The sequence below is a fragment of the Coleofasciculus sp. E2-BRE-01 genome, assembly GCF_040221695.1.
Taxonomy (GTDB): Bacteria; Cyanobacteriota; Cyanobacteriia; order Cyanobacteriales; family Coleofasciculaceae; genus Coleofasciculus.
On sequence record NZ_JAVKEA010000100.1, the window covers coordinates 1 to 19124 of the forward strand.

11 protein-coding genes and 3 pseudogenes are annotated in these 19124 nt (G+C 47.2%); 3 read left to right on the plus strand and 11 right to left on the minus strand.

The genetic code is table 11. The features are described from left to right. Positions 1 to 438: 438 nt before the first annotated feature. The 3 genes from RIG66_RS12355 to queG form a co-directional block, all read right to left on the minus strand. Complete coding sequence (locus tag RIG66_RS12355; RefSeq protein ID WP_446378416.1) at positions 439 to 3471, minus strand: two-partner secretion domain-containing protein; 3033 nt, start codon at positions 3469 to 3471, stop codon at positions 439 to 441. A gap of 95 nt (positions 3472 to 3566) precedes the next feature. After that, complete coding sequence (locus tag RIG66_RS12360) at positions 3567 to 4697, minus strand: hypothetical protein (RefSeq protein ID WP_446378418.1); 1131 nt, start codon at positions 4695 to 4697, stop codon at positions 3567 to 3569. Positions 4698 to 4855: 158 nt separating this feature from the next. Beyond that, positions 4856 to 5809, minus strand: a complete 954-nt coding sequence (queG, locus tag RIG66_RS12365) for a tRNA epoxyqueuosine(34) reductase QueG (RefSeq protein WP_446378420.1) — start codon at positions 5807 to 5809, stop codon at positions 4856 to 4858. 69 nt (positions 5810 to 5878) lie between these two features. On the opposite strand from queG, the gene RIG66_RS12370 reads away from it, so the two are divergent. Next, entirely contained in the window at positions 5879 to 6259 is a 381-nt protein-coding gene (locus RIG66_RS12370) for a YybH family protein (protein WP_446378422.1), read from the plus strand. Between the two features lie 69 nt (positions 6260 to 6328). Here RIG66_RS12370 and RIG66_RS12375 read toward each other — a convergent pair whose 3' ends face one another. The 3 genes from RIG66_RS12375 to RIG66_RS12385 form a co-directional block, all read right to left on the minus strand. Next, positions 6329 to 6760, minus strand: a complete 432-nt coding sequence (locus RIG66_RS12375) for a hypothetical protein (protein WP_446378424.1) — start codon at positions 6758 to 6760, stop codon at positions 6329 to 6331. Between the two features lie 277 nt (positions 6761 to 7037). Further along, the gene (locus tag RIG66_RS12380; RefSeq protein WP_044205155.1) at positions 7038 to 7463 is read right to left on the minus strand and encodes an ATP-binding protein; all 426 of its coding nucleotides are present in this window, start codon (positions 7461 to 7463) and stop codon (positions 7038 to 7040) included. Positions 7464 to 7466: 3 nt separating this feature from the next. Further along, the gene (locus tag RIG66_RS12385) at positions 7467 to 9170 is read right to left on the minus strand and encodes a SpoIIE family protein phosphatase (RefSeq protein ID WP_446378426.1); all 1704 of its coding nucleotides are present in this window, start codon (positions 9168 to 9170) and stop codon (positions 7467 to 7469) included. 288 nt (positions 9171 to 9458) lie between these two features. Between RIG66_RS12385 and RIG66_RS12390 the strand changes: the two genes are divergently transcribed. After that, positions 9459 to 9653: a hypothetical protein gene (locus tag RIG66_RS12390; RefSeq protein ID WP_446378428.1), complete on the plus strand. Its 195-nt coding sequence runs from the start codon at positions 9459 to 9461 to the stop codon at positions 9651 to 9653. Positions 9654 to 9719: 66 nt separating this feature from the next. On the opposite strand, the gene RIG66_RS12395 is transcribed toward RIG66_RS12390, so the two are convergent. Beyond that, positions 9720 to 12641 carry a DUF3769 domain-containing protein gene (locus tag RIG66_RS12395; RefSeq protein WP_446378430.1) on the minus strand — a complete coding sequence of 974 codons (2922 nt, stop codon included), beginning with the start codon at positions 12639 to 12641 and terminating at the stop codon, positions 9720 to 9722. Between the two features lie 120 nt (positions 12642 to 12761). Then, a complete protein-coding gene (locus tag RIG66_RS12400) occupies positions 12762 to 12878 on the minus strand; it encodes a photosystem II reaction center protein I (protein WP_006099131.1) in 117 nt (38 codons plus the stop codon). Between the two features lie 442 nt (positions 12879 to 13320). Between RIG66_RS12400 and glgP the strand changes: the two genes are divergently transcribed. Further along, the gene (glgP, locus tag RIG66_RS12405) at positions 13321 to 15891 is read left to right on the plus strand and encodes an alpha-glucan family phosphorylase (RefSeq protein ID WP_446378432.1); all 2571 of its coding nucleotides are present in this window, start codon (positions 13321 to 13323) and stop codon (positions 15889 to 15891) included. Between the two features lie 109 nt (positions 15892 to 16000). Here glgP and RIG66_RS12410 read toward each other — a convergent pair. From RIG66_RS12410 to RIG66_RS12420, 3 pseudogenes are all read right to left on the minus strand, one after another. After that, positions 16001 to 18501, minus strand: a pseudogene (locus RIG66_RS12410) (CHASE2 domain-containing protein). A gap of 62 nt (positions 18502 to 18563) precedes the next feature. Further along, positions 18564 to 18986, minus strand: a pseudogene (locus RIG66_RS12415) (protein kinase domain-containing protein); the annotation flags it as partial. A gap of 14 nt (positions 18987 to 19000) precedes the next feature. Next, positions 19001 to 19124, minus strand: a pseudogene (locus RIG66_RS12420) (IS630 family transposase); the annotation flags it as partial.

Here is a 19124-nt window from a genome sequence, read left to right on the forward strand (position 1 = left end):
GAACCGACTCCTGTACAAAGGAAGGCTTTAGATTTATTGGGCGTCAGCCTGATTTGTACCCAGTGACGCCCAAAGCCAAATCGCCCTAAGCCAAGATAGGCATACGGTGTAGCGATTTGTCAAAGGGGAACTTCAGTTTAATTGGCAGTTAGGAAATTAGGTTTCGCTATTGATCATAACCTTTGTACAAAAGCCGCCCTGATTTAATTGGCAGTTAGGAAATTAGGTTTCGCTATTGATCATAACCTTTGTACAAAACCCGCCCTGACTTAATTGGCAGTTAGGAAATTAGGTTTCGCTATTGATCATAACCTTTGTACAAAACCCGCCCTGGCTTAATTGGCAGTTAGGAAATTACGTTTTTTTAACGCAGAGTGACGCAGAGGTTCACGCAGAGGGCGCAGAGGTTTTTTGCTTGATCTGAGATCCTCCCAAGAATTAAGGTGAACAAGTTTTCGGTTTATATCGAGGACTTTGAGAGAAACTTTCTGGTAAATTAGCTACCAATTCAACTTGACCTTTTTCATTGACAATCCAGCCTTGCGCTTCAATAATTTGAGGTTGAGGATTCGGTCGGGAAAATTGAAAATTGTTTTCCGTCTTAGCCGTAGACGCTGGAGAAGACGCCACCGATAAATTGCGTACATCTGACCACACCGTCTCACTGACAAGGGGTTGAGTCGGGTTAGCGGGTAAGCCACCACGTCCAGTTAGGGCAAAGTAATTCCCTTCATCAGCGGCACAACCAATGGCAATGAGGGTATTGGTATCCGTGAAATTTTCGGGGAAATCAACTAATCCTTGAGAGGGGTCAATCCCTTGGATAACGATATCTACAATACCACTGAACTCAGGTCCCAATTCAGAGGTGGCTGTAATATCACTTTCTGGTGTCAATTTCTTCCGAAACTCCGTGCCAAAAATACCTTGAGCTATAATAATAACTCGCCCCCCTCGACCTTGTTGAGCATTCGCGGTAATATCGCTATTTTCTAGAGCGACTAAGGTATCAGTCATGATGGTAATATTACCCCCATCTGTATTCCCAGCATCTGTGGTAATCTGACTCTCTTGAATCATCAGCAAGTTTTGAGTTTTCAGGGATAAGTTACCACCTTGACCCGAATCTGTCGCCGCATTAATTGTTCCCTGATTGTCCAACTGAATCAAATCGGCGACAATCTCTAATGTCCCCGCATCCCCTGAACCAAGACTATTCACGGCAACTTCTGCCCCATCCCGGATAATAAGTTGACCTGCATTTACCGTTAAAACACCCGCATCCCCTGTGGCTTGCAATGCAGGAAAGTCAGCACGTCCGGAGGAAGAAACTAAACTACTGGGAATTTCGACGGTGACTCCTCCCCCGGTAGAAATGCCCGTACCGATGAGTTCCAATGTATCGGAGACATTAACCGTCAATGTGCCTCCATCTCCCGCACTCAGGGTGGTGGTTGAAATATTTGCCCCATTGCGAATGATCATATTTTGAGTGGAAACTGTTACATCTCCTGCGGGCGCACCACTAAAACTGGTGGTTCCCGGACCACTAATAAAGCGAGCATCCGGGGATAAGCCGTCAATTTCGATAAAATCAGTCGCATTTATGACAACATCTCCAGCGGGACCCCCGACTGGAATTAACCCCAATCCCGTCAATGCACCCGTCTGATTTCCCACTTGCGCCCCGTCACGCATAATCATCTGGCGTGTATTTACGGTGATGTCGCCGCCTGTCCCTGTACTAAAGATACTGTTGGCAAAAATCCCTGTGGGAGCAAGAGCGCCAATGGGTGTACTGTCCATTTGCACAGACTCAGAGGCGTTCACTTGCAAACTTCCACCATCCCCTTGACCAAAGGTAACCGTTTGCAGGAGTCCCCCATTTTTAAGGGATAAGCGTTGCGTATTCAACCTGATATTTCCCGCATCGCCTGTGGTTCCTTGAAACGCCCCGGTAACAAATGCTGAACCGGATATTTCCACGGATTCAGAAGCGTTGACTAAGACATCTCCCCCTCTCCCTGCACCCCCTGTGGGTGTAGAGGCGATCGCGCCATTCCGCATCACTAACCGATTCGTGTCAATGGTTAAACGACCGGCTGATGCTGATGCACTACTTCCTTGAGTACCCGCTAAAAGTCCGCCTCCAACAAATCCTTCTATATCGGACACTTGTAAGGGTGGGGGGGGTAAACCTAATGTCTTTAATAGTTCTGATAGTTCGGGTGTCAATGATTCGGGTGTGGCTAACGCCCTTAAGATAACGCTGAGTTGCAAAGCCTCAAATCCCGAACCACTCAGTTCTACGGAGTCGGAAGCCCGAATCGTCAGATCTCCCCCTGTCCCGCCACCAAAGGTTGAGGCGGAGACTAATCCTCGACCCTGCACCCGCAGTTGTCCTGTGTTAATGGTTAAATCTCCCCCTGATCCAGTACCGACTGTATTTGCCTTAATGCTACTGAGAACCAAACCATTAGGTGTAGGTGCAGCGCCGATGACTTCTACTAACTCAGAAGCGTTTATGGTTAAATTGGCTCCAGGTTGAGTTCCTTGGGTAATGGATAAAATTTGTGACCCATCCCGGACAGAAACTTGTCGTCCTTGCACCAGAATTTCGCCCCCGCCTGCACCACTTGCATTGACGGTGGCTTGTTCTATCAATTGAATCGTGCCTAATGTCGAACTTGTAGCATTGGGGAATGAGGATTGGGGTGAATTAAGGTTCCACTCTCCATCAAAAACAGAACCCAGTTCAATTTTTCCCCCAGGTGCGGTTAGATGACCCCCTTCTAACTCCACATCTCCACCAATTAAGGATAAAGTTTGACCAGGTTGCACCGCTAGACCCACGACTTCTCCATCCCTCTGGGCGACGGATTGATTGACAATCGTGCCGGGATTGGCTCCAAATTGTAAGCCTAGGGGAACGTTAACGGTGAGTAAAGGGGACGGGGTTTGAGGATTTGCGGCGCTGAACTCTAGCCCATTCTCAAAAATAATGCTATCTGCTGTCGTGGCGCGAAATGCACCGGACACGTTTAATTGAGCATTTTCGCCAAAAAAGATACCATTGGGATTCAGCAGAATCAGGTTCGCGGCTCCATCGACGCCTAAGGTTCCCAGAATATTAGTCGGATTGTTTTCACCGGTGACGCGAGTGAAAATGGTTTCAATCCCGCCAGGATTAGCGAAATCAACTCGTTGTCCATCTCCCACATTGAACTGTTCAAAACTGTGGAATAGGTGAGAATCCCGTTGAGCGCCGCCTTGAATCAGAATGTCTATTGGGTTATCGCCCGGTGTCAATATCGACGTTTCATCACCCAAAGTAGCATCAGGAGTAATTTGCGCGATCGCAGGCTGAGTTAAAACAACGCCAATCCAGCATCCCAACAGGCTTGTCGCGGTCAATGCCATTCGCGGGAAGCTGGCGAGATCGAGGCTTTTTTGATTCAGGTTTCGTGCCACCGCTACCTTATATTTACGTAACACTAAACAAGTTATCGCCGCATTTTGCTACGATAGCATCTTCCTTTCGGCAGATGGTAGGACTTATTGCTTGTTTAGAACGTCTGCCCTGTGTAAACAGAGCGAACTTCTCCATTCCGTCGAATAATGGCTTCTCCGTTATTCACTTCAACTAACATCCAGCCACTTGTGCCAATGGCTTCGCCAATATTAATCCGCTGAGTAATCCCATCAATTTCAAATAAGGCAGCAGAAAGTTGCTCTGACTCTAGCACTCCCACTAGAGTATGGTTTACAGGAGGCGGGGGTGGCGGTGCTGGTGGCGTTGGCGATGCTGATGCTGTAGGTGAAGTCGGAGCAACGGTTGGGGGTGAGACTGGCGGTGTTTGAGCCGTGACTTGAGGAGGAGGCGGTGTGGGTGCTGGCGGATTAGCAGCAGGTGAAGGTGCTGGGGCTGGCGGCGGGGCGACTGAGGAGTTAGCCGGGGGTACAGGGGGTATCCAGGAACTCTGGGGTGGATAAACCGGATAGTAGATTCGTTCCAAAATTGTACCCGGTGGATTAGCACCCATGGCACGATTGATAGCACCGGAAGAGTTGGTTGCACCTGGAGGTAGATTAGGATTACCTGTTCCACCACCTGCCATTCCAGCTTGTTGTCTGGCTTCAGCTTTACGGTCAATGGCTTCTAGCGCCTCCAACGCATACTCTCCAAACTCGTAATCGGCTTCTGAGGGGGGTTGGGTTTCAGCAGACGGTGAGGCGATAAAGTTGGGCAACCAGGGTGCAAACCGTTGTTTTTGAGTAATCAGTAGCAACAGTGCGGTTAGACCCACTGAAATTAGAGCCATTACCCATAAAAATTTATCCACAGACCAACCTGATTTTTTGGCATGGGAATCACTACTCTTTGTTCCTTTCGTTTCTGAAGACTGGGTTTCCGAGGATTCCTTGTTCGTCTCAGACGGCTGTTCCACCAAGTCTTGAGTCGGTATCACAGCAGGTGGCGCGGTGATGGGGGGAATTACAATCGACTTTAAAGATACATAGTCTGGCTTAGTCGGTTCCGTCGGTAATTTGCTACTCCCTTCCAAGATACGGTCAAGATCTGCAAATAAATCATCCATTAACTTATCTGCATCGGCTTCGGCTGACCAAGACTGGATCGCAGTGGAGGTGGTTGATGGCTTGTTTGCCTTGTCGTGAGTATTGATATCCTGAGACATAATGGCTCGCTCTGATGGCTATAGAATTCTCTATATTAAGATGCTCTAAAGCATTTCCTATCGCTTAGATTAGCAATCAAATTACCGATCTGAGAAAAAATTCTCATTTTTTTATCAAAATTCTGTACAATTTTAAGTCCAATGGCGATATTGTGGCTCTACTTCTGTTGATTGGCTTTGGCATTGCGTCGCCACATCTGGGGTTTGATGCGTCGCAACGCGGATGCCGGAAATCGTTGATGCCATTGGTGATCTGAAAGTGTCGCCAGTTCCGCTAAGGTGGGAGCGACATTCCCCGGATAGGGTTCAAAGTCGGCTACATCTGTTGGTTGAGCAAAGCGTTGGTTCCAAGGACAAACATCCTGGCAGATATCACACCCCGCCACCCAACCCTCTAAATGGGGGGTGATGGATGAGGGTAGTTCCTCGGCTCGGTTTTCAATTGTATGATAAGCAATACAACGATTGGCATCTACGACAAAAGGTTTAACAATTGCTCCAGTCGGACAAGCCTCCAGGCAACGGGTACAGGTTCCGCAGTGCTGGGTATGGGGAGTATCGGGTGTGAGTGATAAGTTGGTTAAAATTTCCCCTAAAAACACCCAACTGCCATATTCTCGCGTAATTAGATTACCATTTTTTGCGATCCAACCAATTCCAGCACGTTCTGCCCACACTTTATCCTGCACTGGACCGGTATCTACGTAGTAACGAGCTTGGATTCCTTCTCCTTGGGCTTGTAGCCAGTGGGTCAAGGCTTTGAGTTTTTTGTGCATCACCTTATGATAATCTCGTCCCCAAGCGTAACGGGATATCTTCACGTACTCGTTTCCTTGAGGGCGTTGGTGAGGGGTGTAGTAGTTGAGGGCAACGGAAATAACGGATTTAACCCCTGGCATACAGGTATGGATATCTAAGCGGCGAGGATTCTGCATCCAATCCATGTCAGCATGATAGCCCTGAGCCAACCACGTTTTCAGATGTTGAGCGGCTCCCTCGTCAGCATTCCCTTCTACCGCTGCAATACCACAGTGATGAAATCCTAGCGATCGCGCTTTTTGCTTAATTTGATTACTTTGGTCATTTGTCCTTTGTCCTTTGTCCTTGGTCATCACAGGGCATACTTTTGCAAGTGTCTCTATTATGAATGAAAGCCATCCCTACCAACAATTAGAAAAGAAATGACTATAGAGGGCATTACCCAGTCCGTGATTTTGCGTTACTTTGAAACGATGAATGCTGGGGATTATGACGCAACCGCCGCATTGTTTACGGATAACGGTGTGATGCAGCCACCGTTTGAGGAACCCATCCAAGGGCAAGAGGCGATCGCAACATACCTAAAGGCTGAAGCCATTGACATGCAACTATCGCCCAAAACCGGAATCGTTGAACCTCATGAAAACGAGGATACTCAAATTCAAGTCAAGGGCAGAGTACAAACACCACTATTTAGTGTCAATGTAGGTTGGATATTTATTCTCAATCCCGAACAACAGATTAGTTTCGTCAGAATTAAGCTGTTAGCGTCGCCTCAAGAACTCCTCAGCTTAAGACGTTGACAAATGACGTAGCTTGCTTCTCAAGGGAGCGAGTATGACGAATGACAAATGACGAATGACAAATGACAACTAAGCCGCCACTTGCTCCCAGGAACGAGCGAGTACTTGACGTCCCAACTCAATATCTCTGGGCGCACAAAGCCAATCGGGATGAGCTGTCATTAACAAACTCTCTAATGCTTCTTGATCAAACAAATGCCAGACAGCCGCGCCGTCAATCGTGGTTGCGATCGCGTAGCAATTGGCGCTGATACACTGAATGGTTGAGGTGTTGGCAATTCGCCGCAGTTCCATGCGATCGCCTGGTTGAAGACTTCGGAACCGCCATAATATTTGCTTCCATTCCTTGAGTGATGACACCGTTAATCCTGGAATCGCGACCTGGATATCCGGATCTCCATTGATGGTAATCCAATAGTGGCGTGATGGATCAATTCCTTCTAACCATGGAGAATCATCATCCAATCGGTAGCGGGGAGACAAGATAAACGGCTGTGTCATAGGAATGATGGGTTGCACTAAACTTAACAGCTAACTCTTGGTTTCAGAGGCTCACCAGTCCTCGAAACAAGGGCATCCTTAACAGACAGACAGTCAAGTCGCTCTTTCGGCTTGACTTATTTAAAATCCTATAGATTCAGACATCTATATCAAGTAAATTTAACAAAGCTTATAGATTTAATTAGGATTATGGTTGTTTTTGTAATATCTCGCAACAATTGCCGTAATCTCAGACATTATACTACAGACGCTCCGGAAATGGGATACAATCATCTAATCATTCGTCAGCCTTAGGTAAGCTCGTCTCCATCTTCAGACAATTACGACCATTGATCTGCAAGCGATACTCGACTCGATCCATTAGCTTTTGCATAATCAGCCAACCATATCCGCTTTCCTGTTTCGCCTCTGGAGAGGGTTGATTATAGTTGGTGATGTCATACCCTTTGCCGTGATCCCAAATTTCCAAAGCAATGTCCCGCTCTTTGAGTTCCAAGCGAATCAAAATCGGTAAATTGGGTTGATCTCGATGAGCATGACGCACCACATTGGAATAGGCTTCAACTAACGCCAGTCTTAACCGACTCGATTGATGTTGCCAATCCACTGAATCTCCTAACGCTACTTCCAAACTTCCCAGTAACCAGCTTTCGACAATCGTCAAAAACTTCAAGTCACTTGGTACATGCAGCTCCGTTTTCATCAACTATAAAACCTCCATTGAGAGAATTGTTTGATCATCTTCCTGAACATTATTCGTCTCCTCGCGGATGCGAACTAATAAATGGGGTAAATTAAAGGGAGCTGGCTCATGAAGCAGAAGTTGCCAAAGACCCGATGTCCCCAACATTGAATTTGTCAAGGATTTACTATTTTTAGAGTTTTGAGAATGGGTGTCGTGTTTTACGTCCTTAACCGTTGCTTCTGTAATCCCATCACTGATCAGCAGCACAACATCCCCCGAATGTAACGTCAACGTTCCGGCTTTGGCTTTCCACTCCGGAAGAATACCCAGGGGAATCCCCCGAGTTTGTAGGTAATCCGGTTCTACGGTTACAGAGGATTCCGGTGCAGATTGCTGTTGGGCAACTAAATGATGCGCCCAAACCAACGGATAAATGTGACCTGCATTCGCATAGACAAGCTGTCGCGAGGTTGGCGTATACCGCGCTAATACCATCGTGATAAAACAGTTCGTACTGAACAGATCATCTGACATAATACTGTTCAGGTTTCGCATCACTACCTCCGGTTCTGGAGAGATTTCTTGAGCCAATTCTCGGCGCAAGATAGAAATCGCACTTGCCATAAATAAAGCCGCAGGCACTCCCTTTCCCGACACATCACCAACCGCTAGCCAAACATCGCCTTGAGGATGCACGTAGACTTCAAAAAAATCACCGCCAACTTCTCGTGCGGGATAACAGTGGGCTTGAACTTTAACCCCGTCCACTTCGGGTAAACTTTGGCGCAACAAATTATTTTGAATTTGGCGAGCTACCTCCAATTCAGCCCGCATCTGTTCGGCTTGTAATTGGGTGCGTTGGTAGAGTTTTGCCTGAGAAATGGCTAACGCTGCCTGTTCTGCAACCGCTTCGATGAGTTTAATATCCTCTGACATCCAAGGCTGATCACACTGTTGCTTATAAAGGGATAACACTCCCAATAGCTGTTGTTGCCAGATCAGAGGAACAACTAGATGCACCGAATGATTACCATCACTGAGCTGTTGAATAAGCTGGGTTTTCCAGTTTTCCAGCACATTTTGCACAATCGGTTCAACATCAGGTAACGATTCAGAATCTTTTGTTGACTTAGCTTGGTAAGAAAATGAGTCGGCAATCAGGTGATTACCATCGACAGGTTGCAGGATACAACTCGTCGCCTCGAAGGTTTGACCAATTGTGGTGACAACGGTTTGCAACATACTGCTATAGTCTAGCGACTCGCGAATGGCTGTTGTCACGACATTAAAGAGTTCTTCGCGGCGTAAAGCGCGGCTCAGTTCATTGGTTCTTTGTTTGAGAACTCGGTACGTATCGGCTGCTTGTTGAACGATGACTTTCAGACTTTCCGGATTCCAGGGTTTGGTAATATACTTAAAAACTTTGCCGGAGTTAATGGCTTCGACTAAATCTTCAACATCGGTATAGCCCGTTAACAGAATCCGAATTGTATCCGGGAAGCGATCAACTGTTTTCCCCAATAATTCTGTACCATTCATCACGGGCATCCGTTGATCAGAGATAATGATCGCCATTTCTCCCTGTTCATCCAAAACGCTCAGAGCGCTCATCGCCCCATCCGCTTTATAAACCCGAAACTCTCGTCGGAAGGTTCTATATAATAAATCTAAATTGTCAGGCTCATCGTCCACTATCAATAATTTGAGTTTATCTGCCTGACTCATTCTGTGTACTCCGGTTTCTGCTTGAGTTAGAAACAATAAGTTAAGGGGGTTAAAATTTGTTCGTCTTTTGACCTCAAAGCTAGCTGAGCATTGGTTTCAGCTATCCTTTTTTCTCTCGGTATATTGCCAATTTCCCAATTTCTAAACTTATTTTCGTTGGTAAAATTTATTATCATACCATATAGATTTGGTTAGAGGAATTAATCAGTCACTTATTTTATCAAGATCCGATGATATGCACCCAGTCGGTTATAGAGATTACCTTTTTTCATCTAGCTTAACCTTCTTTTGGGGCAATGTGGCTTCCACTCAGATTATACTTTCTCGTCCAAGGGCTGGGATGCAGGGGAAGCTGGGGAAGCGGGGGATGCAGAGGAAGCGGGGGGAGCTGGGGAAGCGGGGGAAGCGGGGGAAGTTAACTCAAAACTCTACCTTACCTATTGCCTATTGCCTATTCCTTATTCCCTATTCCCTGACCAATGACAAATGACCAATGACCAATGACCAATGACAAATGACCAATGACGAATGACAAAGGACCAATGACCTTTAGCGAGTTACTCCCTGTACGACTGGACGAATGGCAGAACCGTCAAACAGTCCTGGGTTGCCATTCCAATTAAAATCATTAATTCGTAAGCTAATTGAACCTAACTCCTGAACTGGATTGTAGCGTAGGAGAATACTGTACGTGCGACGGCTGTACTCCAAAAATAAATCCGTACTGATTTCCTCACCCGTGTCCAAATTGAAAGAGGTCTGAAAACCAGCCAGAAACGGACCGTAGATTTGTTGGGTGATGCCAGCAGAAAACACAATCCTATCAGCCGCTCGGTCAAACCGAAATGGGGATAAGTTACCCCGTGCAACCTGAGTGTAGCTGAGGTTAAATCGAGTGTAGTCGAGATAGGGTTGGGAAAAATGCCCAAGCTGACCGACAAGCCCAACTGTACCACTGAGAGATTCCTGGGTATCGCCACTACTATAGGCGCTAGCAACCCCGGTGACTACTCCCCGCACTGCCAAAAAAGGAACCACAGGTCTGGGTGTATATCGTAATCCTTCGGTGGGGGTTAAGGGCAAAGCCTCACCTCGCCAGAGTGTGAAACTTCGGCTCAACGTAGCACTGGCTTGATAGCGTGTTAAGTCGATGCGGTTATTCTCTCGTGGAGGGGGAGGTAGCAAGTCTTGTCTATCTGTCCTAGCGTTAATTGCCTGAATCCCTGCTTGATAGGTAAGATTGATCCCTGTGTCCCCTAAGCGAATTACTGGGGATGTGATTACCGCTCCCAGACTCTGCTGCACGGTTTGAAAGCCCAAGGAACCATTAAACAGGCGATCGCGAAAACTATATTCCAGATTCAAGTTATGGGGTAAACCTGTACCAATAACCTGTTGGAGTCTTACACTGGCTCTGAGTTCTTCGTCCAATTCAGCGGGATCAAGGCTGGTGAAGGTGGCTGAAGCCCGTAGGGTGGTTCGGGGGGTAAAGGTGGCATCTAGTTGAGCTTTGAGACCGAAGGAGGAGGGGTCTAAAAGACCATCATCATCTTTGTCTGGGGTATTGGGGTTTTGTTCACCAAGGACGGCTCTCTGGAGAAAGTATTGGGGGGTGACTTTAAATCGTACCCCTGGAGTATTCACAATATTAAACGATCGCTCAATAAATAAACCGCCGCGATCATCATCATCGAAGCCAAACTGAAGTAAACCCGGTTCTCGTTCCCGACGATCAATTACCACCCGATTGCGAAATGTGGGTACAGATAACCCTTGGTCAAATACCAACCGGGGACGAGTGGCAACGATTTCATCCACTAAGGGCGAAATCCGGCGAAATCGAGCCGTTTCTGCTCGTAATTCTAGTTCCGGTGGGGAAAAGGGGTCATTGGTGATCCGCACATTTTGAGCGATCGCTTCTGATCCTTCAAAGTCAATGCGATCGGCTTCATAGCGGAATCGGTTGATTGTTCCTGCAGCCTGTGGCGCACCCGAAACGACATTCGAGAAATTTCCCGTAGTGGTTGTGCCGAAGCTTCCGCCGAGAAAGAAGGAGTAAAAACCTGGATTGGTTATGTCTTGAAGGGGTTGATTGCTGAGAACGCGATCGCTAATTGGTCGTTGTTCTTCTGGAGCATTTGGATCAGCAGGAGAGGGTAAGATTGTCAAATCAGTACCTGATGTCGGTACATACAATTCCCCACTGGCATCAAAAATTACGCCGCTATCCTGAACAAAGGAATACTCAAAGCGTTCGCCTCGTAACACTTGTTCCCCTCGCGTCAACACCACATTATCCTCAGCCACCAAAATCCGATTCGGTAGGTTAACTTGAACGCGATCCGCTTCCAGCAAAGCGCCGCGAAACCGCAACAGGACATCGCCTTGGGCGGTAATTACCTGTCGTTGTTGATCATATTCCTGTTGATCGGCTGTGAGTTCCAGCACCCCTGTGATCGGACCGGGAGCCGCAGGTTCAGTATCTTCTGAGGTTGACGGCTCAGGGGTTGGTTCGGAGGTTTGCGATCGCGGCTGTCGCTGATGAAGATCCGGTGCAGGAACTATCGCTGGGTTCGGTAATACTAGGCGATCGGATGGGGGAGGTGTAAATTCAAACTCTCTGATCTCACCTCCCCGCTCTTGAGTAATGATACGTTCGACATTTGAGAGTTCCAAGGTTACGGCGGAAGAACGCACCGAACTCGCATTCGTTGTCTCAGAGGTTAAGTTCGTGCTGAAAGCATCAGAATCAATCCCTTCTACCTTTTTTTGGTCTGTTAGCGTAGTTGAGATCGGGTCAGACTGGGCATTTGCCGATTGACTTGTGCAACAGGGCTGCAAATCTGCCGCCGTTCCCATCTCTTCTGCTAGCTTGCTCCCAGACGTGCCATGGCACGTCTCTACATTACTCCTCTGCTCATCGGCTTGTCCGCAGGTGGTGACCAACTTTTGCTGAGGTGAATTAGCCGCATTTATTGAGCGGTGAGCAGGTATCTTATCCTGTGCGTCTAAAAAGTCCTCATGTCCTTTTACCTCATTTCCTTGAAGCCTTTGACTGGGAGCCTCTGCATTGTTTCCACCTAACTGTAAGGATTCCACCGGACTTGATATCGAGGATTGCGGCGTGCGATCGCGGGAGTCTCCGGTGCGGTTTGACGGCAAATCATGACCCGCTAAACTTGTCTTGGCATCTCTGCTCTGTGACACCTCGGTTCCTTGGTTCTCTTGGGCAGAATAACGGGCAGAAATCGACCGTCCTAGCAGAGCAGCCTGTGAAGATGTTATGTCTGATGAAAACTCTGGCGGTAACGTTTCGGGTGGGGTTGGTGTCGCCAGTCCCTTTGGAGTTGGCTGGGGAAGGCGAGTCGGTACTGAACTCAGATGTGAGGACGAAAGGGGAGCAACAGCGTCCTCAGTCGTTAACGATTGAATAATGGCAGGAGTTTCAGGCGGCTGAACGGGTTGGGGCATTTTTCAACAATAACGGTCGAAGGAACAAATCCGAAGCATACCGCCTTACCGCGCCTAATCACAGCGGGGCGAGATACGCCTCGCCCCTTTGAAAAACTCAGGGATGAAGCAAAGTATAATTTACTCCAAATCCCGTCGCTTGGGGTTACGAGCCGGATCGTTTGACAGGAAGCCAAACACGAATAAGGCAACGAAAATACTAACAACGATATAGACCACAATCTTGAGTGTCAGCATCTTGAATATCTCCCAGAGGTATGAATCATTGAATTGGCGATTATGTTGCGTTTTGCAACAACTTTTCTAATCATACCCAATAGTGGTTCCCTTTCCCTTGTTGATAGGCAAAGTCTACTGGCGCTCAGGATGTTTGATCGGTATTTTCAGGACACTTTCTCTAAATCAGCCTAGGATCATTATCCTTACATCCTTATGCACATCCGACTTTTTTAGTCAAGAGTAAGTTCCATGACCTAAGACCCATGATAAATTCCTTTTGCCATCTACCTTTGTTCAATCATCCCAAAAATGAGCCTGAACCTCTTACCGATGGGATTTTAGCCTGAAGCTGACATCGATAAACCCAAGTCTGTCACGAAAACAGTATTAAAAGTCTCATCCTTTGTGTAAAAGTATGTACACAATGTTATCCGTGTAAGACTTAAAATTTTGTCGCTCTATGCAGCCTATTCGCACTTTTAACGTTTCTCCCGCTTTGCCAGAAGCCCTGGAACCCTTACGCAAGCTGGCATACAACCTGCATTGGGACTGGAATGTGGAAACAAAAGACTTGTTTCGACGCCTAGACCGTAAACTCTGGGAATCCACTCGCCATAATCCCGTTTTGATGTTGGGGATGATTAGCCAAGCCCGTCTGGAAGAAGTGGCGGAAGATGATGGGTTTCTGGCACAAATGGAACGAGCATCTCGACAGTTAGACGACTACCTCAAGGAACGGACATGGTATCGTAAACATCGTGGCAACAGCGATGAAAAGGAATGCTATGCATACTTCTGTGCCGAGTATGGGTTAGTCGATTGCCTGCCCATATATTCCGGTGGTTTGGGTGTTCTGGCAGGGGATCATCTTAAATCTGCCTCTGACCTTGGTTTGCCTTTAGTGGCAGTCGGTTTACTTTATCAAGAAGGATACTGCGCCCAATACCTGAATGCAGATGGTTGGCAACAAGAGCGCTATCCCATTAATGACTTTTACAATATGCCGCTGCACTTAGAGCGGAATGCTGATGGTTCAGAAGTGCAGATTGCCGTCGAATATCCAGGTCGTACTGTTTATGCTCGCGTCTGGCGCGTGCAAGTGGGAACGGTTTCCTTGTATCTGCTCGATACTAACATTGAACCCAATAATCCCTACGACCAAGATATCACCGACAGACTCTATGGGGGTGATCTGGATATGCGGATTCACCAAGAGATGATGTTAGGGATTGGTGGGATTAGAGCCTTAAAAGCCTTGGGATACAAGGTCAACGTTTATCACCTCAACGAAGGTCACTCCGCGTTTTTAATTCTGGAACGCATCCGTCGATATATCGAGGAAGAAGGGTTAAGCTTTACTGAAGCCAAACAATTGGCTCAGTCTACCCAACTATTCACCACCCATACGCCTGTCTCGGCGGGATTTGACCTATTTCCTCCCGATAAGGCAATGTACTATGTGGGTCATTATGCGAATATCTTTGGCTTGTCGCGGGAAGAATTTCTGGGGTTGGGACGAGAAGATACCGGGAATTTGGAATCCCCCTTTAGCATGGCAGCGTTAGCCATTAAAACCTCTAGCTTTATTAATGGTGTCAGCCGATTGCATGGGGACGTGTCGCGGAAGATGTTCCATGGACTGTGGTCTGATCTGCCTCTCGATGAAGTCCCGATTACCTCGATTACCAATGGTGTCCATGCTCGCAGCGTCGTGGCAAAGGCAAACCAGGAACTGTATGATCGCTACCTGGGTCCAAACTGGTCAAGCCGCAAGGCAGATGATCCGCTTTGGGATCGGGTGGCTTCGATTCCGGATGAGGAATTGTGGCGCAATCACCAAGCCTGTCGGTCTCAAATGGTGATGTCTGTACGGGAACGCTTACAATACCATTTACGCGATCGCGGCGCTACCCCTGCCGAAATTGATCGGGCGCGTGAGGTTTTAGATCCTAGCATTTTGACCATTGGCTTTGCCCGTCGGTTTGCCACTTATAAGCGGGCAAACTTATTCCTCCGAGATCTGGATCGAATTAAAAAAATTATCCAAGGTGATAAAGAACGAAAACGAAAAGTTCAGTTTGTCATTTCGGGTAAAGCCCATCCCAAAGACATGCCAGGGAAAGATTTCATCCGCAAGATTATTCATACGATTCGCGAAGCGGGATTGGATAACTCTGTCGTCTTTGTTCCCAACTATGACATTCACATCGCCCGACTGATGGTATCAGGATGTGATATCTGGTTAAACACCCCCCGTCGTCCGCGTGAGGCATCGGGAACCTCTGGGATGAAAGGTTCCATGAATGGTCTGATGAATGTCAGTATCCTTGATGGATGGTGGGGCGAAGCCGATTACGTGCGAACCGGTTGGCCCATCGGTCATGGGGAAGAATATGATAATCCTGAGTACCAGGATGAGGTAGAAGCCAACGCCCTTTATGACCTACTGGAACAGGAAATAGTCCCCCTGTTCTATGATCGCGACGATGAAGGATTACCGCGTGGGTGGATTGCCAAGATGAAAGATGCCATCCGGCTCAATTGTCCTACCTTTAATACCGCTCGTATGCTGCGAGACTATGCGATGCGTGGGTATTTCCCCGCTAGCGAACGGTACAAGGCGATGACTAGCGAGGGTTATCAACCTGTCAAAGCACTCGCTCAGTGGAAGCAACACTTATTTGAACAGTGGTACAGCATTAAAGTTGAAGACATTGACATTGCTGCTCCCAGCGATCTCATGGTCAATCAATCAGTTGCCGTGAAAAGCCGTATCAATCTAGCGGGACTAACGGATAATGATGTACAGGTCGAACTCTACCAAGGTTCAGTTAATGCCGATGGGCAAATTGTGAATGGTGTACCCGTGGTGATGGATTACCAAGGAACTGACGAACACAATATCAGCATCTACACGGCAGATATCAGTTATGATGCCAGTGGCTTACAAGGTTTGTCTCTCCGGGTTTTCCCCAAACACAAACACCTTTCTAGTCTCTATGAACCTGGCTTAGTTCTCTGGGCTTCTTAGTATTCCGTAGGGGCGGGTTTCACGACTACCGTTTACAGAAAGCACCCAGATGGAACTAAACCCGCCCCGACAGACGTAGCATTCTACGTCTGTACTCACCTGTCTAAAATTAAGGTGACAAGGTACGTAAATCCTCTAACACTTTTGTCACGGACTGATATCGATGCGGAAAGTGGTAGCGCACCATTTTTTTTAATATCTGAGCGAATTCATCACTCACATTTGCAAAATGATGCAAGCTAATTTCCCCTGTCTCTGAATCCAGGAGTAACTGGTGAGGAGGAATACCTGTCAGCGCTTGAATCCCAATCACGCCGACAGCATAAATATCGCTACAAAGCTTCGGATGTCCAGCGTATTGTTCGGGCGGCGCATAGCCACGAGTACCAACGGCTACAGTCTGGTGTTCTGGCGTATCGTGTTCCTGATCCAGTTGTTGTTGGGGTTGAATCTGTTTAACTGCTCCAAAATCAATTAATACTAATTGACCATCGGTTTGGCGACGAATAATGTTACTGGGTTTGATGTCCCGGTGAATAACATTGTGGTTATGGATAAACACCAGAATTTCTAAGAGACCTTTAATTAACTCAACGACTTGTCCTTCTGGCATACCCTTATCCCCAGATAACTCGTCTTTTAGTGAATCTCCTTGAATGTATTCTTGGACGAGGTAGAATTCCCGGTTTTCTTCAAAATATGCCAGCAATAAGCTGTCACGCATTTAAATTGGGAATGGGTAGCGAGCAAGATGCTCGCACTACAAGGATTTCGCAATTCTTGACATTATGGTTTAAATGCCGAACAGCTTAGTGGAATCTGAGGATGGCTGCCTAACTTTTCTAAGATTTCTGCTTCTGTATGAAATAGGCGTCTAGCAATGGAGAGAAATCGTTCATCGCGACGGGCGGGTTGTAAATGCTTGACCACACATTGGGGTTTACCAGGTCTGTGACTATCTTCTGCTAAATAGGTGAGACTAAATCCCCCAGAAGCGAGATTCCGATTAATCTCATAGCGTCCGGCTAAAATTTCGGGTTGGTCTGGTGGTTTAACCGGGGGTGGGGGTTCGCCCGAACCGGGTTTAGGTATCCCGTTATCAGTTGACCCATCTGGTGCAATCTGAGTCTTACCCTGATAAGCTGACCCCTCTGGTGCAATCTGAGTCTCACCCTGATAAGCTGACCCCTCTGGTGTATTCCCAGTCTCACCCTGATTAGTTCCCGGAGCGAGGGGTTTATCTTTTAACATAGCCTGAAGGACGATGCGAATATCCTCCTGTTCTTGGAGCAGACGCTCCCAATTGTGGCGTTCTTGCTGATTTTGGTAGGCGTTGTAAGTCAAGACTCCTGTCGATGAGATCACCAGTCCCAAGACGGGTGTGATTACAGGTATCCAACCAGCCTGCAGAAACACGATCACAGATACACCGCCCAAAAGACCAACCGCTAATGTCTCAGCCAGCAGCAGTTGCCGGATATTGTGGGTAATGGAAACTAAAATAGCGCCCGTCAACGACCAAAGCCAGATCCAGACCACTTCTCCCGATTCGGGTATAAACCAAAATAGCTTGCGTCCATCAAGAACAGTACTGAGCAGTTGACTGACAATTTGACCATGAACGACAACTCCCGGCATTTTTTGCAGAACTTCCCCTTGGGAACTGTAGGGCGTATAGAACAGATCATTTTCCGCCGGATCAGAAACCCCAATCAAGACGATGCGGTCTTTGACCAACAGAGGATCAAAATTCCCTTCCAGAACTTCTGTCAGAGTCACACTATTGGCTAGCTTGTCCCCAGAGCGGTAATTCAACAAGATTTGATAGCCACCCGTATCCGCCTTTTGGTAACCTCCTGAATGGGGTTTTAGGGGTTTGAAAATAATATCTCCCCATTTGAGATATTCTTGTTCGTTTTGCTGAATGGTTTGTGGTTTAATTCCTTTTTGTTCAAGGTAGTACCGAGCTAACTGAAAGCTAAAGGAAAGACGGGTCGTGCAACCTTCAGGAATTTCGGCGTCGTGAAACAACAACGCCCGACGCACGACATCCCCTTTACCGATGGCTAAATCAGCAAAACCAATTCGCTCCTCAGGCGCATTTTTCGGTGGGGGAGTCCCTCGCTTAGTTTTATTTCCTAGCCGACAAATGGGGATAATGCGATCGCTGTTCTTAAACAACTGGTTTAATTCAGCATTACCCGGAGGTATCGGTCTATCCCGATACATATCCAAACCAATCACCGCTGGTTCATTTTGCTGTAACTTTTGCAGTAGCTGCGTCATCACCGTATCACTCAGGGGCCACTGCTCTAGGGATTCAACATCATTCTCCGTCACCTCAACCACTAACAGGCGTGGGTCAGGAGGTAAACTGGGTCGCAACTGCATCAACCGATCATAAGCATAAAGCTCCAACGGCTCCAACAGCGCTAACTGGCGAACTCCCAGTAACAAACCTGTCATCGCCAAACTGGTGAGCCAGACTGGATTTTTCCAGGTCAAACGACCCATGCGTTTCAGAGACGACCACCAGGTAAAGAGTTTTGACCCTTCGCCACCCTCGTAGGGAACCTGGTTTTGAGATAACTCCCCACTAGTCTCTTTCACCTATCTGATTACTCACAACTAACACCTTAACGTTAGCAATAATTTTGATTCTCCCCCTCTTCCTAATGTTGAGGTTGCAAGGCGAGTAAATCCTCTAACACTTTTGTCACAGACTGATATCGATCCATAAAGTAGTAGCGCACCATTTTTTCTAATATTTCACCGAATTCGTCACTCACGTTTGCCAAATGACGCCAGCTAATTTCCCCTGTCTCTGAATCCAGCACTAACTGGTGAGGAGGAATGCCTGTCAGAGCTTGAATCCCAATCACCCCAACCGCATAAATATCGCTGCTCAGAGTCGGGTGTCCAGCGTATTGTTCTGACGGTGCATAACCACGAGTACCAACCGCCACCGTATTATGTTCCTGGGTATCGTGTTCCTGATCCAGCTTTTGTTGGGGTTGAATCTGTTTGACTGCCCCAAAATCAATTAACACCAATTGACTATCAGTTTGGCGACGAATAATGTTACTGGGTTTGATAAGCTGTCATGCATTTAAACTGTGATAAGAGCATTACCCTTATTTTTCAGTTTGCGCCCCCAGTTAATAACTAGCTTGTCTTCATTTAAAAGTTGATGCAACAAAGATTCTAACTCTTCAATGGATTCAAAAAGCCGA

What these genes read in the sequence shown, in the direction of transcription:
- RIG66_RS12400 (WP_006099131.1), bottom strand. Translation starts at nt 12,878, where the DNA reads ATGCTGACACTCAAGATTGTGGTCTATATCGTTGTTAGTATTTTCGTT.
- RIG66_RS12380 (WP_044205155.1), bottom strand. Translation starts at nt 7,463, where the DNA reads ATGAAAACGGAGCTGCATGTACCAAGTGACTTGAAGTTTTTGACGATT.
- RIG66_RS12360 (WP_446378418.1), bottom strand. Translation starts at nt 4,697, where the DNA reads ATGTCTCAGGATATCAATACTCACGACAAGGCAAACAAGCCATCAACC.
- glgP (WP_446378432.1), top strand. Translation starts at nt 13,321, where the DNA reads ATGCAGCCTATTCGCACTTTTAACGTTTCTCCCGCTTTGCCAGAAGCC.
- RIG66_RS12385 (WP_446378426.1), bottom strand. Translation starts at nt 9,170, where the DNA reads ATGAGTCAGGCAGATAAACTCAAATTATTGATAGTGGACGATGAGCCT.
- RIG66_RS12395 (WP_446378430.1), bottom strand. Translation starts at nt 12,641, where the DNA reads ATGCCCCAACCCGTTCAGCCGCCTGAAACTCCTGCCATTATTCAATCG.
- queG (WP_446378420.1), bottom strand. Translation starts at nt 5,809, where the DNA reads ATGACCAAGGACAAAGGACAAAGGACAAATGACCAAAGTAATCAAATT.
- RIG66_RS12375 (WP_446378424.1), bottom strand. Translation starts at nt 6,760, where the DNA reads ATGACACAGCCGTTTATCTTGTCTCCCCGCTACCGATTGGATGATGAT.
- RIG66_RS12370 (WP_446378422.1), top strand. Translation starts at nt 5,879, where the DNA reads ATGACTATAGAGGGCATTACCCAGTCCGTGATTTTGCGTTACTTTGAA.